Origin of the sequence: Paenibacillus sp. GCM10027630 (assembly GCF_042676305.1) — a bacterium.
In the GTDB taxonomy this organism is placed as follows: domain Bacteria; phylum Bacillota; class Bacilli; order Paenibacillales; family NBRC-103111; genus Paenibacillus_S.
The window spans coordinates 167103-193501 of sequence record NZ_JBHTGY010000039.1 but is presented as its reverse complement, the minus strand read 5'-3'; the positions used below and the strand labels follow the sequence as shown (position 1 = coordinate 193501).

The window sequence follows — 26399 nt, the reverse complement described above, 5'->3', positions numbered from 1 at the left end:
TTTTGTGATATTCTACCTAATGATCTTTTCAAATATTTACCCCCAAATGAGGCTGCCCCTTAATCCTCTCTATTGGACAAGATCAAGTAAACGAGTCTTTAATTTATCTACTTCCTCGGGCCTTCGATGAATGTTGATTACTTCGTTTACGTCAAACTTATTTCCGTCCAGGTCGTAGAATATGAAGTTAATGCCACAGCTGCCGCGATCCTTAAGTTGTTCAACCTTTACGCCATTTGATTGCAAATGGTCATAAAGTACCTCTATTCTCCTTACTTCAAAGGTGAACCTGAACATTTCATAACCTGCTTTGTTGGTGAACTGGTTATCGAAGTGCCCATCCGTTTCCACCAAATGCAGCCACTGTCCATCTGAAAGCTTCAAGATCACTTGAGCTTCCGCAGCATTAAACGGTACCGCATACTCCAATCCAAAATTTCGTTGCCACCATTGTGCCGAGTTAATCGGGTTTCTAACCGGTACATATATCGAGCAAACAGCACTCAGAGCATTGCCCTGAAATTCACGCAAAATATTTGTCATCTAGATCATCCCTTCAACTGTTTTTATATCTCACAATCGAATAAACGGATTTGCAGAACAAAACTTGTGTGCGAAAAGCAATGCTCAGTACTTCAAAATCAAAAGCAAAACCTCTGCTGTATTAATATAAGATAAATATTCAAACCATCTTTATTAATTCTATGATGATTTCTCATTTTCCTTTTTTAAACAATTTTTCATTAAAACTCGATCTTTGAATAGCCTCGTCCTTTGAATGGTGATTGAGTAAGGAACAATTGAAAAATACGTATTCTTACCGATAGAAGAACCTTCTGTTTCTATATATCATGATGGAGTAACCTATTTCATTTCAAAAAGCCAGCTGACCCAAAAGCGTTATTTCACCTGCTGTGCGAATCGGATTGAAATTCGTTCGACTTATATCAATACTAGAAAAAGGAGAGGAATTATGATGTTTACATTTTTCCGAAAAATAATTTCGAAATCAGTTTTATCCCTTGTTTTGACGGGCTGTTTATCGTTTGGCAGCATCGTATCTGCTTTTGGCGAGACACCATCTGCCGATGTTCAAATCAAGGAGTTCAGTTTGCTGGACACAGCGTCTGATGTTGTTGGTGCAGCCGATTTCACACCGGAGGGCAACAAAGACGGTCATTTCAGGCTGTTGCTTAGCTTAAAACAAAAAACAACTATTAATGCAGTAATTCTACGTTCAACGGATGATTACGGCAAAGATAATCAGCAGGGAGTATGGAGAACGAACCGTGTCACTACTGGCTGGTTGCTTGGGATTGTGCAAGAAAAAATGGTAACAACAACTAATGGTACCACCACACGAGAACGTGTAATTATTAACCCCGGCTTTAGAAAAGATGTCAAGGAACCGGTCGGTGAGTTCGAAGGCGAGCTTACATTCGATTTGTACGCCAGCAACAATGGAACGATCAAGGAAACTCAGCATTATGTACTGGAAATCGAGACGCCACAGGGTACGGTATTATCCAAGCCTATTAAATTTAAGAAACCAATGATATCAGAGGGTACATCCGCTCCGGCTCCAACGCCGAGTCCAGCACCAGTACCTGCTCCAACACCAGGTCCGACACCAGCTCCGACACCAGCACCTGCTCCTGCGGACGGTTCGAAAGATATAGCAATCCATGTATTTTTCAAGGGTACTGAGCTTCAGTTTGATGAAATACAGCCTGTAATTAAGGACGGTCAGTCGCTTGTCCCGTTCCGTAAGCTATTTGAAACGCTTGGTTTTACCGTTAAATGGGTTGAAGAAGGAAATGTTCGGAAGGCACTCGGAACGAAGGAAGGTTTAACCATTGAATTGACGATTAATAGTACTAAAGCGATCGTAAACGGAAAAGATGTCACTTTGGATGTACCTGCCCAGATCATTGACGGAAACACGATGGTACCTCTGCGTTTTGTATCGGAGAGCAGTGGATATAAGGTCTCCTTCACTAGTTCGGGCAACGTTTGGACAATTCGAATCGAAGACGCAGTAGTCACTAATCCGGTACCGACACCGACGCCAACACCGGAACCAACTCCAGTTCCGACACCAACACCAACTCCAATACCAGCGCCATCGGTAGAAGAAGTTGAGCCTTACATCGTGAAAGGCTATGTACGTGACGCGAAAGGTCGCCCATTGCCGGGAGTTAAGGTGTACGCGGATAATACCTTGCTCTATGACAGCAACATTATAGGAGTCTCCGATGAGAATGGACATTATCGGTTAGAATTGGCACACATTGCTACCACATGGAATATGAGCGCTGATATCATCCGTCAATATAACGGCAAAAGGTTCAAGTTCAATTTAAACACCGATCTGCCATTCGCTGGGAGTACAGGGGCTGTTCGGGATTTTACCTGGACGAAATTCGATGGGCACATCTTCATATATCCTGACATTTATTCGTTCGATGAAAGCATGCCCGAATTCCAAATGAGCGATCTGGAATTGACATTCGTACCTGTAGGCCCGTTGCTTGACGGCAGCGCAGGCCAAACTATAACTCAACAAGCAGGCCGGATTCCAGGTGGCCTTGGTGTGAAAGAGCTGCCGATAGGCCGGTACAAAGTGACCGCCAGATGGATGCCTGAGGGGCATAATCCTAAACCTATGCTGTTACGAATAAATGGTACTGGTAAATTTGTTCAAACTCTTGAATTCGAGTTCGAAGATCCTATGGAAATATCCATTTATCAAAACGAGTTTGAAGTCAAACCGTAGTAACCCGAGAAGCCACCCTTCATTCTCTATTTTGTCAGGCAGTAAAGTGAAAAGTTCTTAAATTCGGCAGAAAAGAAATAAATGAAACAGCAGCAGCCTTGGACGGGGGAAACAAGTCCAAAACTGCTGCTGTTTTTATCGCTATCGTTCCTAAATTTTGCTGGTTTTTTTCTATATTAAGTAGAATTAAATCCCTCTATTAATTTCGATCAAATTTCCGGCAGGGTCTCTAAAGTAAGCTACACGGTGCCCCCACTCAGGCGTGTCATGTGGTTCCTTAACAAATACAACATTTCTTGTCTTCAATTGATCGTACGTTGCGTCAACGTCATCCACTCTAAAAATGATAGCAACCTGATCATTGACACTGAATTCATTCGGCTTACGCTGGGCCTCAATAGGTTCGCGTACTATCGGAGGTTCTAATGCTATATTGATGTCTCCCGTTTGAAACTCAGCATAAGGAGTCTCTTCATTTCCGTGGAGCACTTTAAGTCCCAGGATGTCTCTGTAAAACAAAAAGCATTCCCGAACATTGGGCACAATTAATCGCACATGAGAAATTCTCAAGTTATCCCTCCGCTTAATCTATTATTTGTGAATCCAAGCTTGTTCCAGCTCACTCTTCTGACGAAGGTGATGGCGGAAATGCATGCCGACAAGCTCGAACCACTCCCGAGCGTTCAGCCAACCAAAGCCATCATGCTTAGCTTTGTAGTTTGGGTTTATGGTATCTACTTTCCCTTCCCATTCTCTCATTTTAAGCAATACTTGATCGAGTCCACCCAATAAATCCTCTTTACTTTCCGAGTTGCTAGGTGCATTTTGAGGGCCGTCCGGCAGCTTAATTTTTATTGGAGGAAATCCGCCGATTTTGAACAAATGCTTGCCCGCTTCCGTCAACCCGAGCTTTTGCTCTTCAACCGACCCCGCACAAATATCCACTTGGTCAATGTAGTCAAGAGCAGCGAGGATCAAATGGTTGTACATTTGGCCAAGTGACCAAACGCCATTCGCGGTTATATGCCTTAGTTGCTCCATAGAATAACTTAGCAAACAACTTTTGTAAGCTTCAATCAATCTCTGATCACTCATCGAAACACTCCTTTAACGTTAATCTCCAACGTGGATCAATTACTTTCCTTTTATTCTATCACTTAGCTCAATCTATGAGTTCTTACCAATTGCTATTTATCGAACCTTAATTACATGGAATTCACTTATGAGTCCAATAGATTTTTTCGGTTTGATTTCTTCATCAGGAAGTAGTCCCGTATCTCAGTTTTTTTCTTTAAATAACAATGCCTTTATAGCAAAGCGAGGTAAAATCAATTGTCTTCTCCATCTGGAAGGTTGATTTATTAATCGAAACAACCATTCCATATTTAATTTTTGCCAATTGGCCGGCGCTCTTTTTACTTTTCCAGCAATGATATCAAGACTTCCGCATACTCCGATAGCAACTGGCATGACGATTCCGATTCCATCAGCGGTAAGGAGACCTGCATCATCAATAATCGAACGTAGCTGTTGGTCATGTTGACAAGACATCGTAATTTCCGGGTTGAGCGTCACGACATGGAACAGTTCAGATCTTCTCTCAATTATTACCTTGCTAATGACTTCAATTGTATCCGTCATAGTTATTTTTGGAACCGGTATCCCCATGATTTTCGAGCAGTTCTCCATTTGAGTACATCCACCTTTAATTAATTTATCCATATTTTAACATAAAGGTTATTATTAGACTATTACGATCGCCGTCCTTCGTTTTTGGCTAATTCTCATCATTATGAATATCAGAATCACTGAATAGCTCCTGCAAGACCGACTTTCTATTTTCAAGAAAACGTCTCGTTATGATGTAGTGCAACGTGTCCTCATACCGTATTTCCCCTACTGGATGAACATCGAAGTTTATTATCTGTGCATCTGGAAATCCGAGAAGTATCGGAGAATGTGTGGCAATGATGAACTGAGCTTCATTCTCTAAATCCTTAATTACCCGCAATAAGGCCAACTGCCTTGCAGGGGATAACGCCGCTTCGGGTTCATCGAGCAAGTAAATCGCCTTTTTCCCAAAACGATGATTAAAAAGAGAAAGAAATGCTTCACCATGCGATTGCTCATGTAAAGAACGACCACCGTAATACTTCAGACTTTCGGGTATAGTATCCAAATGTGATGCAAAGTGATAAAACGTCTCGGCTCTTAAGAAAAAGCCATTTGTGATTTTGGGCATCCATGAAAGACGAATGTGTTCTCCTAAAATTGAATGAGAAGCATCCACATCGTAATTGTTGTTCCTGCCTCCTCCAGCCGTATTAAACCCACTTTGAAAGGCAATTGCCTCTAGGAGAGTTGATTTCCCCGAACCATTTTCCCCAACAAGAAAGGTGACATTCGTTCGAAAAGAAATCGATGTTAAAGTTTTCACAGCAGGTATGGTAAATGGATATAATTTCGTATCCGTATGTTCATTTCTTAGAATCTCAAGGCTTCGCAAGTACATTAATTTTCAACTCCGATTTCATCAACGTAAATACCTGTTGTTATTTTAACATAGCCTTTGCCCGTTAATGGAGACACTGGGGTTATTTCTTTGGTTGCATTTGAGCCTGTTTTCGCATGCTTGATGATCAACAAGGACGTTTAACGGTCATTATTGAACGTGTATTTCTATTCGTGTATAGTATTAAGCAATAATAAATAGGAGGCGTTTTTATGAAGTGCAAAATGATGATTAGGGCCCAAATTCGGGAAAAAAGCGCATATTAAGCCCTGTAAACTGCGTGATTTCCCTTAAATATGGAGGGTTATCATTTTAATGGAGAAAGATTTTAATGAATTAAATAGCACTCAAACAGCCGATGAAGAAGTTAAAGAATTAATTTTTACACATGGTAATTTAAAGAGTGCATTTGCATGGCTTAGTTTTCTTGCTTTTTTCAGCGTACTGAACGAAACGGTCTTTAATGTATCATTACCGGATATCGCCAATCAGTTTAAGATCCCACCTTCGACGGCTAATTGGGTTAATACAGGTTTCATCATTTTTTTCGCAATCGGGACGCTTATATTTAGTAAAATATCCGATACTTATGGTGTTAAAAGGTTGCTTGTGGCTGGCCTGTTGATCTATAGCGGAGGATCGTTGCTCGGCTTTCTTGCACAATTCTCTTTCCCATCAGTAATAGCCGCTCGGATTATTCAGGGGATCGGAGCATCGGCAGTTCCCGGACTTATTATGGTCATCGTGGCAAAATACATCGGATCAAAAGATCGAGGCAAAGCATTCGGTTTGATCGGGTCGATGGTCGCTCTAGGCGAGGGCATTGGTCCGGTAATTGGAGGGATAATTGCAGATTATATCCATTGGTCCTTCCTATTCTTACTTCCCATGATGACACTTGTGTCTATCCCGTTCTTCCTTAAAGTATTGCCTAATGAGATTACGCCTAAAGGGAAATTGGATGTTGTAGAGGTATCGCAATTGTCAACCGGAATAATGACATTCACCTTGACGTCCTTATTTTTGAACCGAAAGTTTATGGCCGGTGTCCTGACGGGATGCGTATTATTAGGCACTGTAGCTGGTTTTGTCTCAATGATACCTTACTTGATGCGAGATGTTCATCAACTAACTACAAGCATGATTGGAGGCGGGATTATATTTCCCGGCACCATCAGCGTCGTTCTCTTCGGTATTGTTGGTGGCACCTTGGTCGATAAAAGAGGAATAAATCTTGTATGGTATCTTGGGATAATTCTAATCGTCACGAGTTTTTTAGTTATAGCGTTATTTTTAGATACAACACCTTGGTTGATGTCTGCTGCACTAATTCTGACTTTTGGCGGTCTTTCATTTGTTAAAACGGTGATATCAACCACAGTTGCAGAGGCTCTGGAGTCCAATGAAGCTGGGGCCGGAATGGGAATGCTCAACTTCGCTTGTTTTATGGCAGAAGGAGTAGGTATAGCAATGGTTGGAGGTTTGCTCTCCCAACGCTTGCTGGACTTCCCATTACTTCCAACAGTAACCCTTTCCGCGGCATTTCTATTTAGTAATTTGATACTGCTTCTTATTGTCTTCATCGTAATTGGTGGAGTCATATACACTATGGCATACAGAAAAAGTTAGCGCTGGTTTATCTTTGTTATTGGTAATATCATAAAAACAGCCGTGGTACATGTACCGCGGCTGTTTTTTCGCATATTTTTGTTGAAATGTTGGATGGTTCACCACGCTTCGAGTCATCAGATATCAACCTGTGAGGGCTAAATGGCTGTCATAAAACTGCCACTTTTGTTATTGAAATCAGTAATTTTTGCTGCTTCTTGAACAAATGATGGCGTCCTTGAAACAACTATGTGACAGAATTCACATAAATTTGTGACATCCTTCAAACTCGATTGTTTTATTGGTTATGCGCAACTATGCTGAAAGTATCGATCCCAGGAAAGGAGCTCATCAATGAAATTCAAATGGACTTTACTGGCAGTACTTTTTACCATCGTCACAAGTTTAACTGGTTGCGGGAAATTAGCGGTGTTGGATCCTAAAGGACCGCAAGCTCAAAGACAAGCTGATGACATTATGCTATCTATCGGGCTAATGTCAGCTATTGTCATTATTGTGTTCATAATTTTAGTATTTATGTTAGTTAAATACCGTGCGTCCAAACAAGCCGATGATTATGAACCTCCTCATATTGAAGGAAGCAAGGTTGTAGAATCGATTGTTGTTGGAATTCCCATTCTCATCATCATTTTCCTTTCGGTGGTCTCTGTTCGGAGTAATTATATCGTTGAGGCGACACCTCAAGGGTATGAGGGTCAGAAACCATTAGTTGTCTACGCCTCATCATCTAATTGGAAGTGGCATTTTAGTTATCCCGAAGAAAATATAGAAACCGTAAACTACTTGTATATTCCAACTAATCGCCCCCTTGAATTTAAGCTGTATTCTTACGGGCCGATCACCAGCTTCTGGATTCCACAGCTAGGTGGGCAAAAGTATGCGATGGCTGACATGGTTAACACGCTGCATTTGGCAGCGGACGTTCCAGGTGAATACATGGGCCGTAATGCAAACTTCAGCGGTAAAGGCTTCGCTGAAAATACATTTAATGTCAAAGCCATACCTGAAGCCAAGTTTAAGGAATGGGTTGATGAGGTTAAGCAAACTGCCAAACCTCTAACAAAAGCAAAATTCGATGAGCTGTTGAAACCAGGCCATCTTGGGCAGTTAACGTTCACAGGGACTCATTTAGACTTTTTGCCGCCGCCAGAACACGGACATCATGGGTCAGCTGGTATAGAGACTGATACTAATACGGCTACTGATACTATCACTAATATTGATAAGGGTTCAGAACATGCACATGAAGGGAGACATTAAAGCATGGACTTCTTTGAACGATTTGCTGTGCCTCATCCAAGTCCAGCTATTTATGCATCAATGGTCGCCATTGCACTTACAACCATTGCGATCATCGCTGGCTTAACTTATTTCAAAAAATGGGGTTATCTTTGGAGAGAATGGCTAACAACTGTTGACCATAAACGAATTGGTATCATGTATTTGATATCCGCTCTTATTATGCTTTTTCGTGGCGGTGTAGATGCATTAATGATGCGTGCACAAACGGCCGTACCGGATAATGCACTGTTAGATGCCCAACATTATAACGAAGTTTTTTCAACGCATGGGATTGTTATGATTATCTTTATGGCTATGCCTTTCATCTATGCCTTAATGAATTTCGTTGTTCCCTTGCAAATTGGAGCACGTGACGTAGCGTTTCCACGCTTGAATGCATTAAGCTTCTGGCTATTCTTCATGGGGGCCATGCTGCTTAACATTTCATTCGTCATAGGCGGTTCCCCTGATTCAGGCTGGACGGCTTACTTCCCGCTATCAGGCAATGAGTTCAGTGAATCTGTAGGAACAAACTATTATGCGCTTGCTCTGCAAATATCCGGTATTGGTACTTTAATATCAGGTATTAACTTCATTGTGACCATCTTAAAAATGAGAGCACCTGGTTTGAAATTAATGAAAATGCCAATGTTCACATGGTCTGCCTTAACCGCAAACGTAATCGTTGTATTTGCTTTCCCTGTATTAACTGTGGCGCTAATTATGATGACCATGGATCGGTTATTCGGAACACACTTCTTTTCAACGACAAATGGCGGTATGGATATGCTATGGGCGAACCTGTTCTGGGTTTGGGGTCATCCTGAGGTTTATATCTTAATTCTCCCAGCATTCGGTGTTTATAGTGAGATTATCTCTACCTTTGCACGCCGTAACCTATATGGTTATAAGTCAATGGTAGCATCAATGGTGATCATCTCTTTCCTGTCCTTCTTAGTATGGACACATCATTTCTTTACAATGGGTCAAGGAGCACTTACGAATAGTATCTTCTCCATCACAACCATGGCTATTGCTGTTCCAACCGGAATTAAAATATTTAACTGGTTGTTTACACTTTGGAAAGGGAAAATCGTATTTACCGTACCCATGCTTTATGCAATAGGCTTCATTCCAATTTTCACAATTGGTGGAGTTACCGGGGTCATGCTCGCTATGTCAGCGGCTGATTATCAGTACCATAATACGATGTTTCTCGTAGCTCATTTCCATTACACTATTATCCCAGGAGTTGTATTCGCCATGATAGCAGGACTCACCTATTGGTGGCCCAAAATGTTCGGCTTCATGCTTAATGAACGAATCGGCAAATGGGCATTCTGGTTTATTGCAATCAGCTTTAATGTCACCTTCTTCCCAATGTTCTTTACGGGGTTAGATGGCCAAGCTCGTCGTATGTACACCTATTCCGAATCAACTGGATTTGGGCCGCTCAATATGCTTTCATTTGTCGGAGCGATTGGTCTGGCCATAGGCTTTGGATTAATTGTATACAACATCTACTACAGCATTCGTTACGCTTCAAGAGATATTGGTTCAGATCCATGGGATGCGCGGTCTCTTGAATGGGCTACTCATAGTCCTGTTCCATCTTATAACTTTGCTATTACTCCCAAAACTCAATCCATTGAAGCATTTTGGGATTTCAAGAAAAAAGGTCACGACTTATTTCCAGGCGAATATACCAAAATTCATATGCCTAATAACACCGGCGCTCCATTTATCATGAGCTGCATCTTCTTCGTATGGGGATTTTCATTTGTATTTGGTATTTGGATTGCTGTCATTCTCTCTACGGTTGCTATTTTTGCATGTCTGACTTATCGATCGTTTCAGAAGGATCACGGCCATTATATTTCCGTAAAAGAAATTGAAGAAACAGAAAACAAACTGCGAGGTGCTAGTCTATGAAAATCGATCACTCGCTGCCGCTTGAATACAGCACAGAACAAAATCAAATCAATATTTTAGGTTTCTGGATTTTTCTCGGAGCCGAGATTATGTTGTTTGGCACGCTTTTCTCTTCCTATTTCACATTAGCTGATCGTACAGCGCTCGGTCCTACAGGGAAAGAAATGTTCGAAATCACACCCGTACTTATAGAAACCATTCTGCTACTAACAAGTAGTTTTATCATTGGTCTTGGCATTCATGCCATGCGGCTTGGCAATAAGAAGGCCATGATGATATTCTTCGGGATCACCCTCCTTCTTGGAGCAGGTTTCTTGGGTGTAGAAATTTATGAGTTCACTCACTATGTTCACATCGGGGCAGGGCTTCAAACAAGTGCATTTACAGCCATCCTGTTAACCACATTGGGCACACACGGAGCACACGTTACATTTGGTCTTTTCTGGGGATTATTTATTATTTTACAAGTAAAGAGAGACGGTCTGACCCCTGAAACAGCTAATAAGTCCTTCATCTTCTCTCTTTACTGGCATTTCCTGGACGTAGTCTGGATATTCATATTCAGCTTTGTCTACTTGAAAGGAATGATGTAGCATGAAAGAGTTATTTCCGCGCAAACAAGTCATGGGTTTTGTATTCTCGATGATCCTTACTGCAGCAGCTCTTTCCGTTTACTTCTTCGACATGTCATTTGCCTTCGGCATGACTGTGCTTCTTGTAACAGCATTTATACAAGCGGGCCTTCAACTCGTGGTATTTATGCATGCCGGTGAAACGGGGGATAAAGGAGCCATCTACACAAACATCTATTATGCGTTAGCCATTGCATTAGTTACCGTCTTTGGTACGTTACTATGTATGGTCTGGGGTTTTGTCTGATCAGGGGCTGTCTCACAAGGGTAAACCCTATTGTCCTATAAAATGAGTAAAAGAACCTTCAAGTTAACTTGAGGGTTCTTTTGCGAGCTATTCAAATTATTAACTTCTCCCGGTCTTCGCTAGCATCTCTTCCGTTGCAACAAAGAACACGCCCATTATGAATATAAGAACAGCTCCCGCAATTGTGCCCATACCAATGGGAATCATACTGCTATAATTATTATCGAAAATACCTAATATCAACATAATAAATCCTATTGCAAGTAGCGAAATACCTACAACCTTCACCGCATTCAGTATTGGCGTATTATTCTTCAAGTCAGCTCACTCCTTATACGCTATATTATTCACTTTGTTCACAGAAACGTCAATCTTTTTTATTAAAATGTTCACAAATAATCCGATTGAATTTCTCGCTCGGATCATTGGCCAATTTCAAAAGAACACTTAGAAAACAGCTAATTGTACCAATTACGCAGAAAAGCTGCCGATCCATTTGCAATCGACAGCCTTGCTGATAGTTTTTTTGATAGTTAGCATTTCTCATTTCCCATACTTATCTGCTTGTATTTTGCTATATTGCTTATTCGCTTTGAATGCAAATATTAAATATAAAACAATCATAATAGGAATAAGTAACCAGAGAAACCCTCTGAAAAAGGCAAATGGCGTTTCAAAGAGAAAGGCTTTCCAAAAGGCCGATCCTGTTTCTTCCCATAGCCCGGGAGTATAATACAATAATTTGGGATTTAGAAATGCTGCCGTATCAATAGAGTCGGTGGAGATTAGTACTACAAAAATAGGGATGAAGGTAGTAGCCAAGGTGCTCCACATTTCAGATATTCTTTTATATCTTCCGGCTTTGGAATCAGCATCTGAAAAAATATCATCGTATCCATTTTCGTGTATCTTCCTAAAATATTGATAACCCGAACTTTTGGTCCCCGTAATATGTTGCCAACCACAGTCTTCGAAAAGAGCACAGTAATCTGCAAAATCCTCCTGCTTTTTAAATGTTCGGTAATCCATTTTTATAACTGCATTGTCGGGTTTGTCGGGTTGAAATTCATAACCCATCGTTTTTTTTGTGAATCTGTAACCTTGCTGGGCCATCTTATTCAGCCATTGCTCTTCTTTCTCAAAATTAATAAAGAACTTAAATTTTTTCACCACTATTCCCCCATTTCTTATCTGAAGGTATCTTTCGTAACCTCAATCATATGTTTCATTCTTTCAAAGTCGAGACGCAAAATTTCCAGTCCTCTATCAGTAATGGCATAAACCTTACGCCTGCTGTCCTCACTTTTGACAGGCTGTATAAATTTTAGCTTCACCAAATTCTCAACAGCTCCATACAGCGTCCCAGCAGCCATTCTTACCTGTCCGCCGCTTAGCTCCTCAACCTTTTGCATAATCAAATATCCATGTGCCGGTTCCATCAAGGCCAATAGAATATAATAAACGGTTTCCGTAAGCGGCAAATTTTTATCTCTGCTCATGTTTCCCCTCCTTGAATCAACGGCACATATATCGTCAGACTATATATAGTAAAACTGTATAGTTACACTATACACAATGAGACTGTATATAGCAACAGTAAAAAAGCCGTTTAGCATATTTTTCTGCTACACGGCCCAGCCTGCGGATGCAACCATCAATCTCCGCAATATGTAATTAAAATTTCCAACCTATTAGGGATCGTTTATTTCAGATACAAGGTGTCCTCTGTGCTGGATCATTATACGTCTATATCGCGCAGTTCTGTCGCTAAGAGGCTAATAGTAGTAACTCTTTCTTCACCATCTTGTTTGTCGAATAGGAGTTGCTCCATAAATTCCCAGACATCTTCCAGCTTGCGCCTGCCCTTATAAAACTGCAAGACATCAGGATTCATTACAAAATCCTTATGAAGATTCTGATAGATGCTTAAAAATTCAGCAAAGTACGGCTTGTCAACCAAGAACATCATATCCGCTTCAACGGGGGCCAATTTCAACCCTTCCCAGTCAATTAACATCAGATGTGGTTCGGATTGCATCAGATTCCAATTGTGGAGATCTGAGTGGCACAGAGCCATTCTTACATTACCGGTCTTTAACCTCACAGACAATTGTTCAACGGTATCGATCATATCCCTAATTTGTTCAATGTGAGGGTTCATCACTTCTCTTAGATCAACAGGAATAAGGTTATTCTCTTCATCCAACGAGTTTCTAAGCTCTGGCAAAAACGGAACATGAAAATTTTCTTTGACCATATCCGTTTGAATAGGTATTTCTTCTCCATAGGCATGAAGCTCTGTCACTATTACCGATAGATGGTAAATTTGCTCCTTGTTCAAATCTTTATCACCAATTGTTTCTCCATCTATATATTCATAAAGCAAATAAACTCCAGCATCATCCTCACATTTATAGTCACCTTTTTTAGTTAAAATGGGTACCGGAATTTTACCTTTCAAGCTGCTATTATGCATGAGCCACACCAGAATAGGAACATATTGATCTATATGTGCCGTCCATTTGGCGGTGGATGCTCTGCTCTTTTCATAAACCTTCAAAAAGTAGGCAGCCTTGTTGTCATAAACTTTATATGCAAGTGCCGCCCAACCACCCTTCTGTGGTAAAACGTTTATGATATCTAGATCATAGTGATCTTTCAAGATGTTCCTGATCTTGATCATTATGTCCCCCTATGTAACTAGGCCATTGCACCATATTTGAGATATACAATCTGGCTTCCGACATAAGTAACAGCCACTCCATTAATATTCCTCTATCACAGCAACCAGGTTGCAAATAGAACCTTCTTCAGTCGAAAAGATTACCCCTCCGACACATCCGCCCTTAATTCACCTGCAACCTCAATTATTTTGGGAATGACTGCTTCATTGGTGCCAGATACGTAGATATCGCCTTGATAATGACGGAATGGGATCTTTGTATCGCCGTAGCTCCACATGAAGAAGTCTCCTTCAATAGACATGCTGGTAGAGCCTGTCACCGTAAACACTGACGTATAAGTAAAATCAGGTTTGGATGCAAAATACTGTTTACACTCTTCCAAAGAAATGGTTAGGTCTGAACTGTCATTTTCCTGAAATGCTCTTGTAATTCGATAGCGCTGACTCATTGAAATGCCTCCTAGCGTAAAATGGATATAAGAAAATATATCACATCTTAGTGCAAAAGAGATATATCAGAGATATCCAAACTCGTTATAACACGCTGACACCCACTGATATATCAATTGGGACACGAATATATTGTAAGGGTGGTTTTTAGTAAAATATGCCGAATCTGCACAGCATAAGTGCTAGTACGGGGGACATCTATTCTCGGGGTGAATATTCGACTGCTTTGAGCTGCGAATAAGGGAAAACCTCTTCCCTAACCCGTCAACTAACCTCGGAGGCTATTAGGAGGAAAATAGTTTGAAGCTTTCAGGCAAATCGTTTGTGTTTTTTAGTGCATTTCTTTCTTGCGCATTCTTTTCTACGGTCAGTGCTCATGCCTCAACCCCGAATGAAGGAGTCAAAATTCAAGTCAATGATACGCTCCTCAATTTTCCCGAAGTACAACCTGTCGTGGATACCAATTCTCAGCTCCAAGTACCGTTTCGTCCTCTGATGGAAGCGCTCGGTTACCAGATCAGCTGGTCAAAGGAAGGTAGAGAGGTTAAAGTCTCTATGAAAAAGGACGATCAAACCTTAACCTTGAAAACTGGAGATACGTTCGTACAAGTCAACGGGAAACAAGTCGAAGTGAAATCCATGATCGGTATGGACCAAGGAAGTGTATATTTACCTCTCCGGTTCGTATCCGAAACTCTCGGAAACAAAGTTCAATGGGATGACGAGAATCAGCTCGCCATCGTAGACGCGGATGGGAAATACCATGCCCCAGCGTGGTATAAATCAAAGAAGCAGGATACTATCCTCCAATTCGCCAAAGAGTATCTTGGCGTACCTTATAAATGGGGAGGCAGTACACCTAACGGATTCGATTGTTCAGGGTTTGTACGGTATGTATTTACTCATAATCGGGGAATTGATTTACCTCGAACATCTATTGAAATGTACGATAATGTGGGAACCGCAGTAGCTTATCCTACTCAGGGGGATTTGGTCTTTTTTTCTAAAAGCGGCGTATCTCACGTAGGAATCTATATGGGTAACGGTCAATTCATCTCAGCTACGTCATCACACGGGGTTCAAATCGATTCACTATTCAGCCCTTATTGGGGATCCAGATACATAGGTGCTAAAAACATATAAATTTATTTAGTCTGCCTGAGTCACTTCTCCGAATGCCTCGGGCAGACTAAAATATTTGAGAACCAGCTTATTCAATCACATACGTATTTACATGCTGCTCTCTCATATATACGTTCTTTTCAAATAAAGCGACATCTTGGATTCTTTGAATAGTAAAATTAGACATTGGTTTGGGCAAATCATGCAAATCAAAATAGGCACATTCATCAATTTCTATACCGTCAGGCGTAGGGATTCCGCTGAAAGAATTCGCTCGAAAAATAAAAACATAGGCATTTCGATGAGATAAAAAGTAAAGTCCACTGAGTGACATATCTGTAACTTCTATCTGAATTTCCTCCTTACATTCCCGAACTGCAGCTTCCCATGAAGACTCTCCGTTCTCCACAACACCGCCCGGCAGTGCCCACTTTTTTTTGCCGTAAACTTGATGAACGAGTAAAATCCTCCCTGACTTATCAAAAATTGTGCACCCAGCGGCGTCAGCTGTTCTCTCCATGCTCCTAACCTCCTATTCTTGATCTCATCTTAACTATCCTGATAAATAATATATTCCTTTATATTTCCAGTTACCAATGATAAATGACTAATAATTAACTAATCGTCAAGCAAGTATGGCAGCAGATGCAGATTTCTTTGGCAGCTGATTTATTTCTGAATGAGGATTAAGATAATTTTGTTTGATTGTTATTTTCCCCCTGCAAACAAAAAAGGGACCCATTAATAGGTCCCTTTCTTTAAACATATATCCGTAACTATTCATTAGTTACTCCGAAGCTTCTATATTAGGTACCGCAATAGGTTCGGTAAGGACGACTTGACATCGCGGGCAATGTAGAGTATTCAGCTTGTTCGGGGGAGTGCGCATAGGGGCTCGAAAGAGCAGCAAGAAGCCGTTCCATTACGCTGTAATCTCCTTGTTTCACCGCTGCTTCCAGCGCTTCCTCTACCCGATGATTACGTGGGATTAGCGCGGGATTGCTGTCCCGCATTAACTGATGGGAGGAAGATTTGGGTTCCTGCTGCCTTCCCAGTCTCGCCTGCCACAGCTCATACCACTGAGTAAATCCAGAGGTGCCAAACAGGATCGTATCTTCCGGCTTCTCAAAAGTTAAAGCGCGGAATGTATTCGTGAAGTCCGCATGATTTTTCTGCATCATACTAAGTAGGTCTTCGATAAGCGATTCATCCTGCAGCTCTTCGTTAAATATTCCCAGTTTTGCCCTCATTCCCGCGAGCCAATTACGGCGGTACAAATCAGCAAAACCTGAAATTGCAGCCTCGGCCAATTTGATTGCCTGAGCCTCATCGGCATGCAGCAGCGGCAATAGAGTTTCAGCAAATCTCGCCAGATTCCACGCAGCAATATGCGGCTGATTGGCATAGGCATAACGGCCTTGAGCGTCAATGGAACTGAACACCGTTGCTGGATCATAACCATCCATGAAAGCGCAAGGACCATAATCAATCGTTTCCCCGCTAAGTGCCATGTTATCGGTATTCATCACCCCATGAATAAAACCGACGAGCTGCCATTTGGCAATCAGTGTAGCTTGACGCTTGATCACTTCCTGAAGCAGTAATAGATAGCGATTCTCATCGGTGTTAACTTCCGGAAAATGTCTTCGCAAGGTGTATTCCGCCATGGCCCGGAGATCCTCATCAGTGCCCCATTTTGCGACGTATTGAAAGGTGCCCACGCGCAGATGACTGGCAGCCACACGGGTCAAAATTGCACCAGGCTGCTCGGTTTCGCGGTATATTGACTCACCGGTTGTCACCACCGCAAGACTGCGGGTCGTAGCAATACCAAGCGCATGCATGGCTTCGCTAATTATGTATTCACGCAGCATCGGTCCTAACGCCGCACGACCATCTCCTCCGCGGGAATATGGCGTTCTACCTGAACCCTTAAGCTGAATATCAACCCGTTCACCCAAGGGAGTGATCTGTTCGCCCAGCAGCAGTGCCCGGCCATCCCCTAACATAGTGAAATGTCCGAATTGATGCCCTGCATAGGCTTGAGCAAGGGGCATGGCCCCTTCGGGAATCCGGTTGCCAGCAAGCACTGCTACGCCCTCCCTGCTTTGCAGCGCATCGGCGTTCAACCCCAGTGATGCCGCCAAAGGACCATTAAGAATGATCAACTCTGGCGAGCTTACAGGAGGTGGGGTTAGAGGGGTAAAAACTGATTTCGGCAAACGAGCATAACTGTTGTCGAAGTTCCATCCAGTTTCGATGAATGCTTTTTTCTCTGTCATTGTATCACCTGGTTTCTTTTGGCTTGTTTTTAGTTCTCTACTATTTTATTATCACAAATCAACCCTTTATATTGTTTACTTAGCGAACTTATTATACCCTTTCCACTTCTAGATGACCAAGTCAAGGGAAATTCTCGAGTTAGGGATGCAGCGGGGATAGTTGTATATCCAATTTATCGGCAATCAGGGTGTAAAACTCTGGAAATCTCGGATCTGCAGGACTGGGTATTTCTTCAAAAGACCTAATAACTAATCCTATCTCACCAATTGCGCTTAAAATATCACCGATTGTCCAGCTTCGAACTAAAACCTTACCCAATTCAGAGCGTTCTTCCTCGGGAAGCAACTTGGCAAAAGCTACTTCACCTTCCTTAATGCTATCATCAAAGTAATCACCTGTTGGGTGTTTCAGGTTGTTGGTGTTCATCCATGCGCGAGCAAACGGATGAAAGTCAGTCAATATAAACCGGCCATTTAACCCTAGCCTGCGATTAACCACTGAGAATATGGAATTCAGGTCTGTAAAATAATGTAGGACACCAAATTCCATCAACACAATATCAAATTCTCCTAGTGTCTCTTCATCAGGAATATTCAAGACGTCAGAACATATATACTTGAGATCCACACCCGCGGCAGCTGCGACTTGCATCGCATACAACTTATTTTCTTCAGATATGTCCACTACGGTAACATCAGCTCCCAGTAATGCCAAAGAGATCGCCTTTCGACCATGCGAGCCAAGAAGGTTAATAATTCGCTTTCCTGCAGGATCACCAATGTACTTTAACCAATAACGCAAATTTTTGCTGTGATTCAGCTTCAATTCTACGGCTAGCTCATTTGGTGTTCCATAAGTTTGAACCCAAGCTTGATACGCTTTGTTTTCCCAAGCAGCCTTGTTCGCATTTGCCAGTTCTCTTTGCACACACATACCTCCCGGATTCATCTAAGGCTTGTTTATATTAATGATCGTTTCTCCATCAATCATTTCTCTTAATGATTGCAGTACAGGTTCATACAGGGAGTGCTTCTTGCCATATTCCAGATTAAAACTATAATCAAAATCTGCTGGATTACTGCCTTGATTATGCTGTATGATGGTTTCCATTTTATCAATAGCTTTAACTAATCTTGCTTCTTTAGTTTGACATTCATTATATTCCTGCCATAATTCGATAAATTTATCACGCATGCTCTGAGGCAGCGGCGTTAATAACTGCTGCAATGCTTCTTCCTCACGTTTTAGCTTGTCCTTCTCATTCACCTCTATTGTTGCTGAAATATCTCCGCCATAAGCTTCCCCGAGGTCGTGTATTAGAGACATCCGTATCGCTTTGTTCATGTCAATGTCAGGGAAATATTCTTCCAGCGCAAATGCGAATAAAGACAGCCGCCATGAATGCTCAGCAACGCTTTCCTGTCTTCCTCCTCGTGTCCAAGCGGTCCTCGTAACATCTTTTAAAAGCTCGAGCTCCTTAATGAAAGCAATAATATTACCGATGCTCTCTTTATTACCAGTCATAGTTTAAACACCTCACAAGGATGAATTATACTTTTTCATCTATTTTTTATTAATTTGAAATTATTAATTATATTGGATATGGCCTGCATACTGACAGGCTTGCTTACATAGTCATCCATACCTTCGGATAAATATTTCTGGCTATCACCTTTTATCGCATGGGCAGTCACTGCCACGATATAAGGTCTTTTATTAAAAGCTACCATTTCCTTAATGATCTTAGTGGCTTCTAATCCATCCAGCCACGGCATTTGAATATCCATAAAAATAATATCGTAAGGATTTCGTTTGACAGTCTCAACCGCTTCTTTTCCATTTTGGACTATTGTTGCTGTGTAACCAAGCTTCTCAATCATCTTTTTCAATACAATTTGATTCACTTCATTATCTTCAGCTATCAAAATCTTTATGGAAGGCCGGCTACTATTTTCTTTTAAATGATCCTCCTGGGTCGCCATACCAAAGTACGATGATTCCGGATGCAGCTGTTTTTGAAAGCTGACTGTGAATAGAAATGAAGAGCCCGCATGATCCAAAGCAGGTTCATGCCAAATTTCCCCATTCATTAGCTTTATAAGCTTTTTACAAATAGCTAATCCTAATCCGGTTCCTTCAGTCTTACGTGTCATAAAATGATCTACCTGATAAAAAGGTTCGAATAAATGGGCGACCTTTTCTTGTGGCACACCAATTCCTGTGTCTCTAACTCCAAATTTAAGACGTACCTTATCCAGTTCTTGCGAGACATTCTCCACAGATACGGCAATAGCCCCATTAGGAGTAAATTTAATAGCATTGCTAAGTAAATTCATCAGAACTTGCCGCAGCTTGGTAGCATCCCCATAAACCATGTTGGGAACTTCAGGGCAGACCGATGTAGTAATTTCCAAATTCTTTTCAAGAGCTTTTGACATAATCATATATAGTGTTTCTGAAATAACAGTTCTTACATTAAAAGGTTCTTCTATTAATTCGGTTTTTCCTGACTCAATTTTGGAAAAATCCAGAATATCGTTGATGATGGTAAGGAGAGTATCGCCACTTTGTTTAATAACTTGAACGTATTCAATTTGCTCTTGATCCAAATTCGTTTCCAGGAGTACATCGGTCATTCCGATTACACCGTTCATAGGGGTACGAATCTCATGGCTCATCATCGCCAAAAAATCGCTCTTCGCCTTGTTCGTCTTTTCGGCGGCTTCTTTCTGAATAAATAGCTTCTTCTGTTCAGTCATGTCTTTCACAATGATATAAAAGCCCGTCACCTTACTTTGTATGATAATAGGAGCTAATGTAACGAGTACTTCAACTGTGTGCCCGTCTTTGTGCTGAATAAAATTGATTTCTTTTTCAATTTTTTCAATAAGCGCATGATCTGTCAAAGCAATAAGTAAACGGCTAACACTTCTATCACCAACTAATTTGGAAATGCTCCCTCCAATCAGATCTTCAATACGATATCCGGTCAGATGCTGCGCCATATTGTTACCATTTATAATAATGCCGTCCAAACCAAAGGAAATAATGGCATCATGGTTATATTTCTTTAATGAAGTATACCGTTCAATACTTTCCTGCAGTTTTATTTCTGCAATCTTATTTTTCGTTACGTCGATAATTTGGGCAATGAAATACAGAGGTTGTCCATCGTTTTCATCTCGGATTAGTGAAATATGTAAGGAAGTCCAAACAATATGACCCTTTTTATGAAAGTATCGCTTTTCTAATTCAAAGAAAGAAATATTTCCAGCCAATAATTTTTGTATCAACTGTTCGGTATTGCCTGCATCCTCTGGATAACTGATCTGATCTGCCGTCAACTCCATTAACTGTTCCTCTGGATACCCAAAGATATTGCACACGGCAGGATTAACCTTGATCCACTTTCGTTCCATCGATATTAAGGCTATACCAATCGGAGCATTTCTATATATATGTTCAAATAAGGTTTGGGGATTGTATTCATTCAAATCCTGCAATCATCATCCCTCCTACTCGTTATTCCATCCCATATTACTTCAATAGTTTAACATAAAAATCCAATCATGCGGCTAACAACTACCCATTTTATGGATGGAAGCAAAAAAAGCATTTGATCTAGGATCAGATGCTTTACCCAATGGAACTGTAGATGAAAAATGCGCACTCAGCAACAAAATCAAAGGAACCCGACTTTTGTATCCAATGCCGGGTTCCTTTTCAAATAACTATCGAATATTGGCTAATCCAAACACATCTGAAGTCGGCCACATGTAATGATCATTGCTGAGAACCAGACTAGCTCTTGCGCGCATATCGGGATCACGAAGCAGAGCATCCCTCAAAGCTTCCGTCACCATCATTTCCTTCTCCCGTTCATTCGTATGTAAAAATAAACGAATTTTACGGTACTCCTCGCTGTTCGTCTCCTTGATCAACTCCGTGAACGGAGCCGTCAGCTGCTCTGCCTTCTCCCCAAACCCAAGCGGCCGGTCAATCCGGTAGAGGGCTTGGTCGTTATTGATCTTATCTATGATCAGATCGGCTTCACCAGCATTATTGGAGGAAAGCTTCATCACGAGGATAGGATGCTGCACCTCGTCGATTGGCCGGATATCTCTCAATTGAGCCGTATAAGTTTCAGGAAGCCAGCTCACCTGAAGCCCAAGCTTTTCTGCTGTGCTCCGTAGTGCCACATATACGACGCCATCATAGGTAAACGGTAGGTGCTCCGGGGCATATAACTTCCCATCTACCTTCACACGAACATCTGAATAGGTTACGCCTGCTTCGAAAGGCGCGGTTCCCTCCGGTATACCGGAAGCACTCCCGGTAAATTCCGATTTGGTAGAATCGCCTTTGGCAAATATTCCTGCCCAGTCAGACTTGAGCATAATTTCATAACGCCCGGACTCGGAATTCCATATGGTCACGTAGCCGAGAACATCTCGGAAGAAGGTCATTGGCACATAAAGCGAATTTTTAAAAAAGACAGGGGCTGGTGTAACCGGGATCGTATGGCCATCCAACGTAAGTGTTATGTTATGTCCTGGATATAAGGTTTCAATATGTACTCCTGGTGTAGGCACTGGCACTTGATCCAAGTTCTTAAGCTGCTCGATACGTTCCTTTGCTTCATCTCCTTCAAAGATGTTAAATACGTTTGCCGATGGATAGTCGAGGCTATTGTTCGCATACACCAAATAATTATGTCCGAGTTCAAAGGTAGCCCCGCACTGGTCGCTATCCAGAGGTGTAAGCAAAGTACGGACTCCGCTGCCCTTATAGATCGTATCAGTCACAAATGTACCCATACGATACAGCTTACCGTCCAAATAAACGTTGTCCACTTTTATCGGGGCGCCTGAAAACACATTGCTCGCCACAGAGTAATCATATTCAGGAGTGGTATACTCGCCTTTCGAGCAGGCATAAGCTTTCTGCGGGCTTGATGTTATTCCTGCCGGAACAAAAGTCAAAGTGAGTACAGCTGCCGCTATACAAGTAAAAATCGTCTTTTTCATACATGACACTCCTCAATTTGGGACGTAAAAATCCCGTTTTGGTTAAATTCACCCGTTCCAATAATAAGGTGCTATGATAATTATATTCGATGCTCTTAAATTCTTTCCGGGTGTCATTTATACAAAATAATTACAAAATCAAAAAAAATTCACAAATATGTAACTGGACGTTTACCGATGTTCTACTTTCTATCACATCTGGAACATTTTGCTATTAGCCTTATAATTACATTTACCCAAGCAACGGTTCGCCAAACAGCGGATCTCTTTGAATTGATAACAATTAATTATAATGAATTGTTAATTTGTTGGCTTAATATTGGGATGCTACCATGTATATAAAACGAATGGAGTGATTGAGATGAAAACATATACAGTAGCTGTAAATATGAACAACAATCTTATTGAAGAAAACATAAAAAAAGTTAAAGGAAGCATAGCTTGGAGGTATGTATTTCGTGGATATATTAAAAAAGTTTGTTGCTTACTACAAGCCTTATAAGAAGGTATTGTTTGCAGATTTGTTCTTTGCATCACTGGCTTCGGTGACCGTACTTGCTTATCCCATGCTGGTCAATCAAATTACCAATAATGCAATAAGTGATGAGGGAATCGCTATAGAGTTAGTTGTAAAAATGGTCTTGATTTTTGGGCTATTAATGGTGGTGGAGTATGCCAGCAACTTCTATACGGACTATTTTGGTCATGTGATGGGGGCAAAGATAGAGTCCGACATGCGCAACGATTTGTTTGAGCATATTCAGAAGCTTTCGTTTCAGTATCACGACAATACTAGAACAGGCCAATTGATGTCACGTATAACTACAGACTTATTCGACGTATCAGAGCTTGCGCATCATGGACCGGAAGATACGGTTATTTCTATGGTAAGAATAATGGGTTCATTCTTTATTTTGGTAAATATTAATTGGATGCTCACTTTAGTTATTTTTTTAATTTTGCCTTTAATGCTTATTTTTGCCTATCACTACAGCATAAAGATGAAAAACGCTCTTAAAAAGAATAAGGAACGTATAGCCGACATAAACTCGCAAATTGAAGACAGCCTGTCAGGGATTAGAGTTGTTCAATCGTTTGCCAATGAAGAAATCGAAATGGATAAGTTTAGAAGCAGTAACCATCGTATTTTAGAAAGCAGGAAAAGCGGGTATCGGGTTGAGGCATTGTTTTTCAACGGCTTGACCGGCTTTATTTCTTTTATTAATATTTCGGTTGTTATAGTGGGTGCCATTCTTATAAGCTATAACCAGCTGCTTCTAACAGAGTTGATCACCTTTTTACTATACATAAACACTCTCATTGACCCAGTGAAAAGGTTGGTGAACTTTACTAACAATCTTCAGAATGGAGTGGCTGGGTTTGAACGTTTTATGGAAATTTTGGCGGTTAAGCCGGATATAATGGATACGAAAAATGTCACTGTGTTAAACGATGTAATAGGTAAAGTCGAATTTGTAAATGTAAGCTTCCAGTACAGCAGCGAATCGAATTATGTGTTTAGCCATATCAACATTACGGTAAATCCAGGCGAATATGTAGCGCTTGTAGGTTCATCCGGAGTTGGAAAAACAACGCTTTGCAGTTTGATCCCGCGGTTTTATGAAACCAGTGAAGGGTTAATCAAAATTGACGACAAGAATATTAATACCTTAAAGCTAAAGTCATTACGCGACCATATTGGGATCGTACAACAAGATGTCTATTTATTTTCAGGTACTGTAAAAGAAAATATATTATATGGGAAGCCTGGGGCTACGGATGAGGAAATAATAACCGCCGCCAGAAACGCAAATGCTCATGAATTTATAATGAGTCTGCCAGGCGGCTACAATGCTTATATCGGGCAAAGGGGTGTGATGCTTTCAGGCGGGCAGAAACAACGAATAAGTATCGCTCGTGTGTTTTTGAAAAACCCTGCCATACTTATATTGGATGAAGCCACTTCCGCCCTGGATAATGAGAGTGAAAGTTTGGTTCAGCAAAGCCTTGAGAAGCTGGCGAAGAACCGCACTACCTTTGTAATTGCACATAGGTTGTCCACCATCAGAAATGCGCAAAGGATTATTGTGCTTTCGGATCAGGGGATTGCAGAGGAAGGAACACATGCAAATCTTATAAAAATAGATGGGGTATATGCCAAGTTATATAACATGCAGTTTAATCCAGTAACACTATAAGAATGACAGCAGTGCCCCTGTTCATTGCAATATAAAGGGCACAAAAAAGAGACAATCTGCTTGGTCAGATGTCTCTTTTTAATTTGAGCTAATATGTTTGCTAATGTCCATCAATGCGCGGACACGCGGTTATTCTCCAGTTCCCCTTCCGGCGGCACAGCGGCCTTGAGGAAAAACGAGACGATCCAAGCGAGGGCTACCAGAAAGAACGCCAGCAGGAACGCGCTTTTCATTCCAGCCATCATGCCGAGTATTTGGAGTCCGGACTCATCCTTCATGCCTGCGGCAGCTTCTATAAAACGTTTCGAGCTGTTTGTCATAATAGTTACAAGCAGCGCCGTCCCTACTGCACCCGCTACCTGCTGCAGCGTGCTTATAATTGCTGTGCCATGCGGATATAACGGAGGCGGAAGCTCATTCAAAGCATTGGTCATAACCGGCATCATTAACATGGATATGCCCAGCATTAACACCGTATTTAGAACAACAATCATACTGTATGAAGTTGCCAAGTTGATAAAAGCAAATTGCCACAACGAATTCGCCATAAGTGCTAGCCCGATTATTGCGAGCCATTTGGCCCCAAATTTATCGAATAACCTGCCTGTTATCGGCGACATAATTCCCATGACAATGCCTCCCGGCAGCATCACAAGACCTGCCTTCAGCGGACTGTAATTTAGTGCATTCTGGAGGAATATCGGCAGAAGCATCATTGCCGAAAACATCGCCATCATGACGATCATCATAATCAGTGTCGACATTCTGAAAACATTGTATTTAAATGCTCTTAGGTCCAGCAAAGGTTGTGACATCCTTAATTGGCGCCATGTAAACAGCCCTATGGAAATTACACCGACCACAATGGGAATCAGAACCCTGTTGCTAGACCAGCCCCCATGCCCATCTCCTGCATTGCTGAAGCCATACACGATTCCGCCGAATCCGATAGTTGAAAGAAGCAAAGACAACAGGTCTATCTTCGGATTAGTCGTTTCCGTTACATTTTTGAGCTTCACTAATGCAAATAAAATGACAAACAACGCGACAGGCAGAACGCTGTAGAAGAGAACACGCCAGCTATAATGCTCCACAATAATCCCTGACAAAGTAGGTCCGATCGCTGGAGCGAATGTGATGACGATCCCGATCGTGCCCATGGCCGAGCCCCGCTTATCAATAGCTACAATGGAGAAGACAACATTGGTAAGCAGCGGGAACAGAAGTCCGGTCCCAGCCGCCTGAAGCATCCTTCCTGTTAAAAGTACTGCAAACCCGGGAGCGATGGCCGCTATCAAGGTTCCGGCAGTAAACAAACCCATGGCCGCAAGGAACAAGCCTCTGGTTGTGTACCGTTGGATTAGAAATGCGGTGACCGGTATGAGTACACCTATAACGAGCAGATAGCCGGTAGTCAGCCATTGCGCGGTGCTTGGTAAAATTCCAATATCATCCATAATTTTGGACAAAGCCACGTTAAGCAGCGTTTCATTCAAAATGGCTACAAATACGCCAAGAATCATAACCATGACTACTAAAAAATGATCCCTGCTCCCAAATGTCCCTCCGTTTGCTTTTAATTTAGTATGGTTTTCCACAACTTTTCTCCTCTCGTATGTCTTAGAAG

The 26399-nt window shown here is 41.5% G+C and carries 24 protein-coding genes, 1 pseudogene and 1 riboswitch; of the genes and pseudogenes, 8 read left to right on the top strand and 17 right to left on the bottom strand.

Going from position 1 to position 26399, the window contains the following annotated elements; genetic code table 11:
* Positions 1 to 69: 69 nt before the first annotated feature.
* On the bottom strand, positions 70 to 543 hold the full coding sequence (locus ACFQ0C_RS21350) for a VOC family protein (protein WP_379369343.1): 474 nt from the start codon (positions 541 to 543) through the stop codon (positions 70 to 72).
* 430 nt (positions 544 to 973) lie between these two features.
* Between ACFQ0C_RS21350 and ACFQ0C_RS21345 the strand changes: the two genes are divergently transcribed.
* Positions 974 to 2776: a stalk domain-containing protein gene (locus ACFQ0C_RS21345; RefSeq protein ID WP_379369341.1), complete on the top strand. Its 1803-nt coding sequence runs from the start codon at positions 974 to 976 to the stop codon at positions 2774 to 2776.
* A 186-nt stretch (positions 2777 to 2962) separates the two neighbouring features.
* On the opposite strand, the gene ACFQ0C_RS21340 is transcribed toward ACFQ0C_RS21345, so the two are convergent.
* From ACFQ0C_RS21340 to ACFQ0C_RS21325, 4 genes and pseudogenes are all read right to left on the bottom strand, one after another.
* Complete coding sequence (locus ACFQ0C_RS21340; protein ID WP_379369339.1) at positions 2963 to 3346, bottom strand: VOC family protein; 384 nt, start codon at positions 3344 to 3346, stop codon at positions 2963 to 2965.
* Positions 3347 to 3367: 21 nt separating this feature from the next.
* Positions 3368 to 3871, bottom strand: a complete 504-nt coding sequence (locus ACFQ0C_RS21335; RefSeq protein WP_379369337.1) for a DinB family protein — start codon at positions 3869 to 3871, stop codon at positions 3368 to 3370.
* Positions 3872 to 4054: 183 nt separating this feature from the next.
* Positions 4055 to 4237, bottom strand: a pseudogene (locus ACFQ0C_RS39150) (WecB/TagA/CpsF family glycosyltransferase); the annotation flags it as partial.
* A gap of 316 nt (positions 4238 to 4553) precedes the next feature.
* Entirely contained in the window at positions 4554 to 5288 is a 735-nt protein-coding gene (locus ACFQ0C_RS21325; RefSeq protein ID WP_379369333.1) for an AAA family ATPase, read from the bottom strand.
* Between the two features lie 315 nt (positions 5289 to 5603).
* On the opposite strand from ACFQ0C_RS21325, the gene ACFQ0C_RS21320 reads away from it, so the two are divergent.
* From ACFQ0C_RS21320 to qoxD, 5 genes are all read left to right on the top strand, one after another.
* Complete coding sequence (locus ACFQ0C_RS21320; protein ID WP_379369331.1) at positions 5604 to 6917, top strand: MFS transporter; 1314 nt, start codon at positions 5604 to 5606, stop codon at positions 6915 to 6917.
* A 333-nt stretch (positions 6918 to 7250) separates the two neighbouring features.
* A complete protein-coding gene (qoxA, locus tag ACFQ0C_RS21315) occupies positions 7251 to 8177 on the top strand; it encodes a cytochrome aa3 quinol oxidase subunit II (RefSeq protein ID WP_379369329.1) in 927 nt (308 codons plus the stop codon).
* Positions 8178 to 8180: 3 nt separating this feature from the next.
* Positions 8181 to 10130, top strand: coding sequence for a cytochrome aa3 quinol oxidase subunit I (gene qoxB, locus ACFQ0C_RS21310; RefSeq protein WP_258211968.1), 1950 nt, complete (start codon positions 8181 to 8183; stop codon positions 10128 to 10130).
* A complete protein-coding gene (gene qoxC / locus ACFQ0C_RS21305) occupies positions 10127 to 10723 on the top strand; it encodes a cytochrome aa3 quinol oxidase subunit III (RefSeq protein WP_258211969.1) in 597 nt (198 codons plus the stop codon). The genes qoxB and qoxC overlap by 4 nt, the downstream gene beginning before the upstream one ends.
* Position 10724: 1 nt before the next feature.
* Positions 10725 to 11009, top strand: coding sequence for a cytochrome aa3 quinol oxidase subunit IV (qoxD, locus tag ACFQ0C_RS21300; protein ID WP_379369326.1), 285 nt, complete (start codon positions 10725 to 10727; stop codon positions 11007 to 11009).
* Between the two features lie 99 nt (positions 11010 to 11108).
* Here the strand turns inward: qoxD and ACFQ0C_RS21295 are convergent, their stop codons facing one another.
* The 5 genes from ACFQ0C_RS21295 to ACFQ0C_RS21275 form a co-directional block, all read right to left on the bottom strand.
* A complete protein-coding gene (locus ACFQ0C_RS21295; protein ID WP_379369324.1) occupies positions 11109 to 11327 on the bottom strand; it encodes a hypothetical protein in 219 nt (72 codons plus the stop codon).
* Positions 11328 to 11552: 225 nt separating this feature from the next.
* The gene (locus ACFQ0C_RS21290) at positions 11553 to 12179 is read right to left on the bottom strand and encodes a DUF2812 domain-containing protein (RefSeq protein WP_379369322.1); all 627 of its coding nucleotides are present in this window, start codon (positions 12177 to 12179) and stop codon (positions 11553 to 11555) included.
* A gap of 17 nt (positions 12180 to 12196) precedes the next feature.
* Positions 12197 to 12508, bottom strand: coding sequence for a PadR family transcriptional regulator (locus ACFQ0C_RS21285; RefSeq protein WP_379369320.1), 312 nt, complete (start codon positions 12506 to 12508; stop codon positions 12197 to 12199).
* A 239-nt stretch (positions 12509 to 12747) separates the two neighbouring features.
* Positions 12748 to 13692 carry an aminoglycoside phosphotransferase family protein gene (locus tag ACFQ0C_RS21280; RefSeq protein WP_379369318.1) on the bottom strand — a complete coding sequence of 315 codons (945 nt, stop codon included), beginning with the start codon at positions 13690 to 13692 and terminating at the stop codon, positions 12748 to 12750.
* A gap of 140 nt (positions 13693 to 13832) precedes the next feature.
* Positions 13833 to 14141 (bottom strand): hypothetical protein, encoded by a 309-nt coding sequence (locus ACFQ0C_RS21275; protein WP_379369316.1) that lies wholly within the window; start codon positions 14139 to 14141, stop codon positions 13833 to 13835.
* 149 nt (positions 14142 to 14290) lie between these two features.
* Positions 14291 to 14440, top strand: a riboswitch (cyclic di-AMP (ydaO/yuaA leader).
* A 2-nt stretch (positions 14441 to 14442) separates the two neighbouring features.
* On the opposite strand from ACFQ0C_RS21275, the gene ACFQ0C_RS21270 reads away from it, so the two are divergent.
* Positions 14443 to 15285 (top strand): C40 family peptidase, encoded by an 843-nt coding sequence (locus tag ACFQ0C_RS21270; RefSeq protein WP_379369314.1) that lies wholly within the window; start codon positions 14443 to 14445, stop codon positions 15283 to 15285.
* A 67-nt stretch (positions 15286 to 15352) separates the two neighbouring features.
* Here the strand turns inward: ACFQ0C_RS21270 and ACFQ0C_RS21265 are convergent, their stop codons facing one another.
* The 6 genes from ACFQ0C_RS21265 to ACFQ0C_RS21240 all read right to left on the bottom strand — a co-directional run bounded on the left by ACFQ0C_RS21265 (position 15353) and on the right by ACFQ0C_RS21240 (position 22574).
* The gene (locus ACFQ0C_RS21265) at positions 15353 to 15784 is read right to left on the bottom strand and encodes an NUDIX domain-containing protein (protein ID WP_379369312.1); all 432 of its coding nucleotides are present in this window, start codon (positions 15782 to 15784) and stop codon (positions 15353 to 15355) included.
* A 286-nt stretch (positions 15785 to 16070) separates the two neighbouring features.
* Positions 16071 to 17546 (bottom strand): protein adenylyltransferase SelO, encoded by a 1476-nt coding sequence (locus ACFQ0C_RS21260; RefSeq protein ID WP_379369310.1) that lies wholly within the window; start codon positions 17544 to 17546, stop codon positions 16071 to 16073.
* A 139-nt stretch (positions 17547 to 17685) separates the two neighbouring features.
* Positions 17686 to 18474, bottom strand: coding sequence for a class I SAM-dependent methyltransferase (locus ACFQ0C_RS21255; protein ID WP_379369308.1), 789 nt, complete (start codon positions 18472 to 18474; stop codon positions 17686 to 17688).
* Positions 18475 to 18495: 21 nt separating this feature from the next.
* Positions 18496 to 19071: an HD domain-containing protein gene (locus ACFQ0C_RS21250; RefSeq protein ID WP_379369306.1), complete on the bottom strand. Its 576-nt coding sequence runs from the start codon at positions 19069 to 19071 to the stop codon at positions 18496 to 18498.
* Between the two features lie 35 nt (positions 19072 to 19106).
* Positions 19107 to 21050 carry a PAS domain S-box protein gene (locus ACFQ0C_RS21245; RefSeq protein ID WP_379369304.1) on the bottom strand — a complete coding sequence of 648 codons (1944 nt, stop codon included), beginning with the start codon at positions 21048 to 21050 and terminating at the stop codon, positions 19107 to 19109.
* Positions 21051 to 21278: 228 nt separating this feature from the next.
* On the bottom strand, positions 21279 to 22574 hold the full coding sequence (locus ACFQ0C_RS21240) for a stalk domain-containing protein (RefSeq protein WP_379369301.1): 1296 nt from the start codon (positions 22572 to 22574) through the stop codon (positions 21279 to 21281).
* A 458-nt stretch (positions 22575 to 23032) separates the two neighbouring features.
* On the opposite strand from ACFQ0C_RS21240, the gene ACFQ0C_RS21235 reads away from it, so the two are divergent.
* Positions 23033 to 24772, top strand: coding sequence for an ABC transporter ATP-binding protein (locus ACFQ0C_RS21235; protein WP_379369299.1), 1740 nt, complete (start codon positions 23033 to 23035; stop codon positions 24770 to 24772).
* 110 nt (positions 24773 to 24882) lie between these two features.
* Here the strand turns inward: ACFQ0C_RS21235 and ACFQ0C_RS21230 are convergent, their stop codons facing one another.
* Positions 24883 to 26370: an MDR family MFS transporter gene (locus ACFQ0C_RS21230; RefSeq protein ID WP_379369297.1), complete on the bottom strand. Its 1488-nt coding sequence runs from the start codon at positions 26368 to 26370 to the stop codon at positions 24883 to 24885.
* Positions 26371 to 26399 lie beyond the last annotated feature (29 nt).

Excerpts from the sequence above, each read along its gene's own strand:
- ACFQ0C_RS21335 (WP_379369337.1), bottom strand. The coding sequence starts at position 3,871 with ATGAGTGATCAGAGATTGATTGAAGCTTACAAAAGTTGTTTGCTAAGT.
- ACFQ0C_RS21285 (WP_379369320.1), bottom strand. The coding sequence starts at position 12,508 with ATGAGCAGAGATAAAAATTTGCCGCTTACGGAAACCGTTTATTATATT.
- qoxA (WP_379369329.1), top strand. The coding sequence starts at position 7,251 with ATGAAATTCAAATGGACTTTACTGGCAGTACTTTTTACCATCGTCACA.
- ACFQ0C_RS21280 (WP_379369318.1), bottom strand. The coding sequence starts at position 13,692 with ATGATCAAGATCAGGAACATCTTGAAAGATCACTATGATCTAGATATC.
- ACFQ0C_RS21350 (WP_379369343.1), bottom strand. The coding sequence starts at position 543 with ATGACAAATATTTTGCGTGAATTTCAGGGCAATGCTCTGAGTGCTGTT.
- ACFQ0C_RS21250 (WP_379369306.1), bottom strand. The coding sequence starts at position 19,071 with ATGACTGGTAATAAAGAGAGCATCGGTAATATTATTGCTTTCATTAAG.
- ACFQ0C_RS21240 (WP_379369301.1), bottom strand. The coding sequence starts at position 22,574 with ATGAAAAAGACGATTTTTACTTGTATAGCGGCAGCTGTACTCACTTTG.
- ACFQ0C_RS21345 (WP_379369341.1), top strand. The coding sequence starts at position 974 with ATGATGTTTACATTTTTCCGAAAAATAATTTCGAAATCAGTTTTATCC.
- ACFQ0C_RS21265 (WP_379369312.1), bottom strand. The coding sequence starts at position 15,784 with ATGGAGAGAACAGCTGACGCCGCTGGGTGCACAATTTTTGATAAGTCA.
- ACFQ0C_RS21260 (WP_379369310.1), bottom strand. The coding sequence starts at position 17,546 with ATGACAGAGAAAAAAGCATTCATCGAAACTGGATGGAACTTCGACAAC.
- qoxC (WP_258211969.1), top strand. The coding sequence starts at position 10,127 with ATGAAAATCGATCACTCGCTGCCGCTTGAATACAGCACAGAACAAAAT.
- qoxD (WP_379369326.1), top strand. The coding sequence starts at position 10,725 with ATGAAAGAGTTATTTCCGCGCAAACAAGTCATGGGTTTTGTATTCTCG.
- ACFQ0C_RS21275 (WP_379369316.1), bottom strand. The coding sequence starts at position 14,141 with ATGAGTCAGCGCTATCGAATTACAAGAGCATTTCAGGAAAATGACAGT.
- qoxB (WP_258211968.1), top strand. The coding sequence starts at position 8,181 with ATGGACTTCTTTGAACGATTTGCTGTGCCTCATCCAAGTCCAGCTATT.
- ACFQ0C_RS21320 (WP_379369331.1), top strand. The coding sequence starts at position 5,604 with ATGGAGAAAGATTTTAATGAATTAAATAGCACTCAAACAGCCGATGAA.
- ACFQ0C_RS21325 (WP_379369333.1), bottom strand. The coding sequence starts at position 5,288 with ATGTACTTGCGAAGCCTTGAGATTCTAAGAAATGAACATACGGATACG.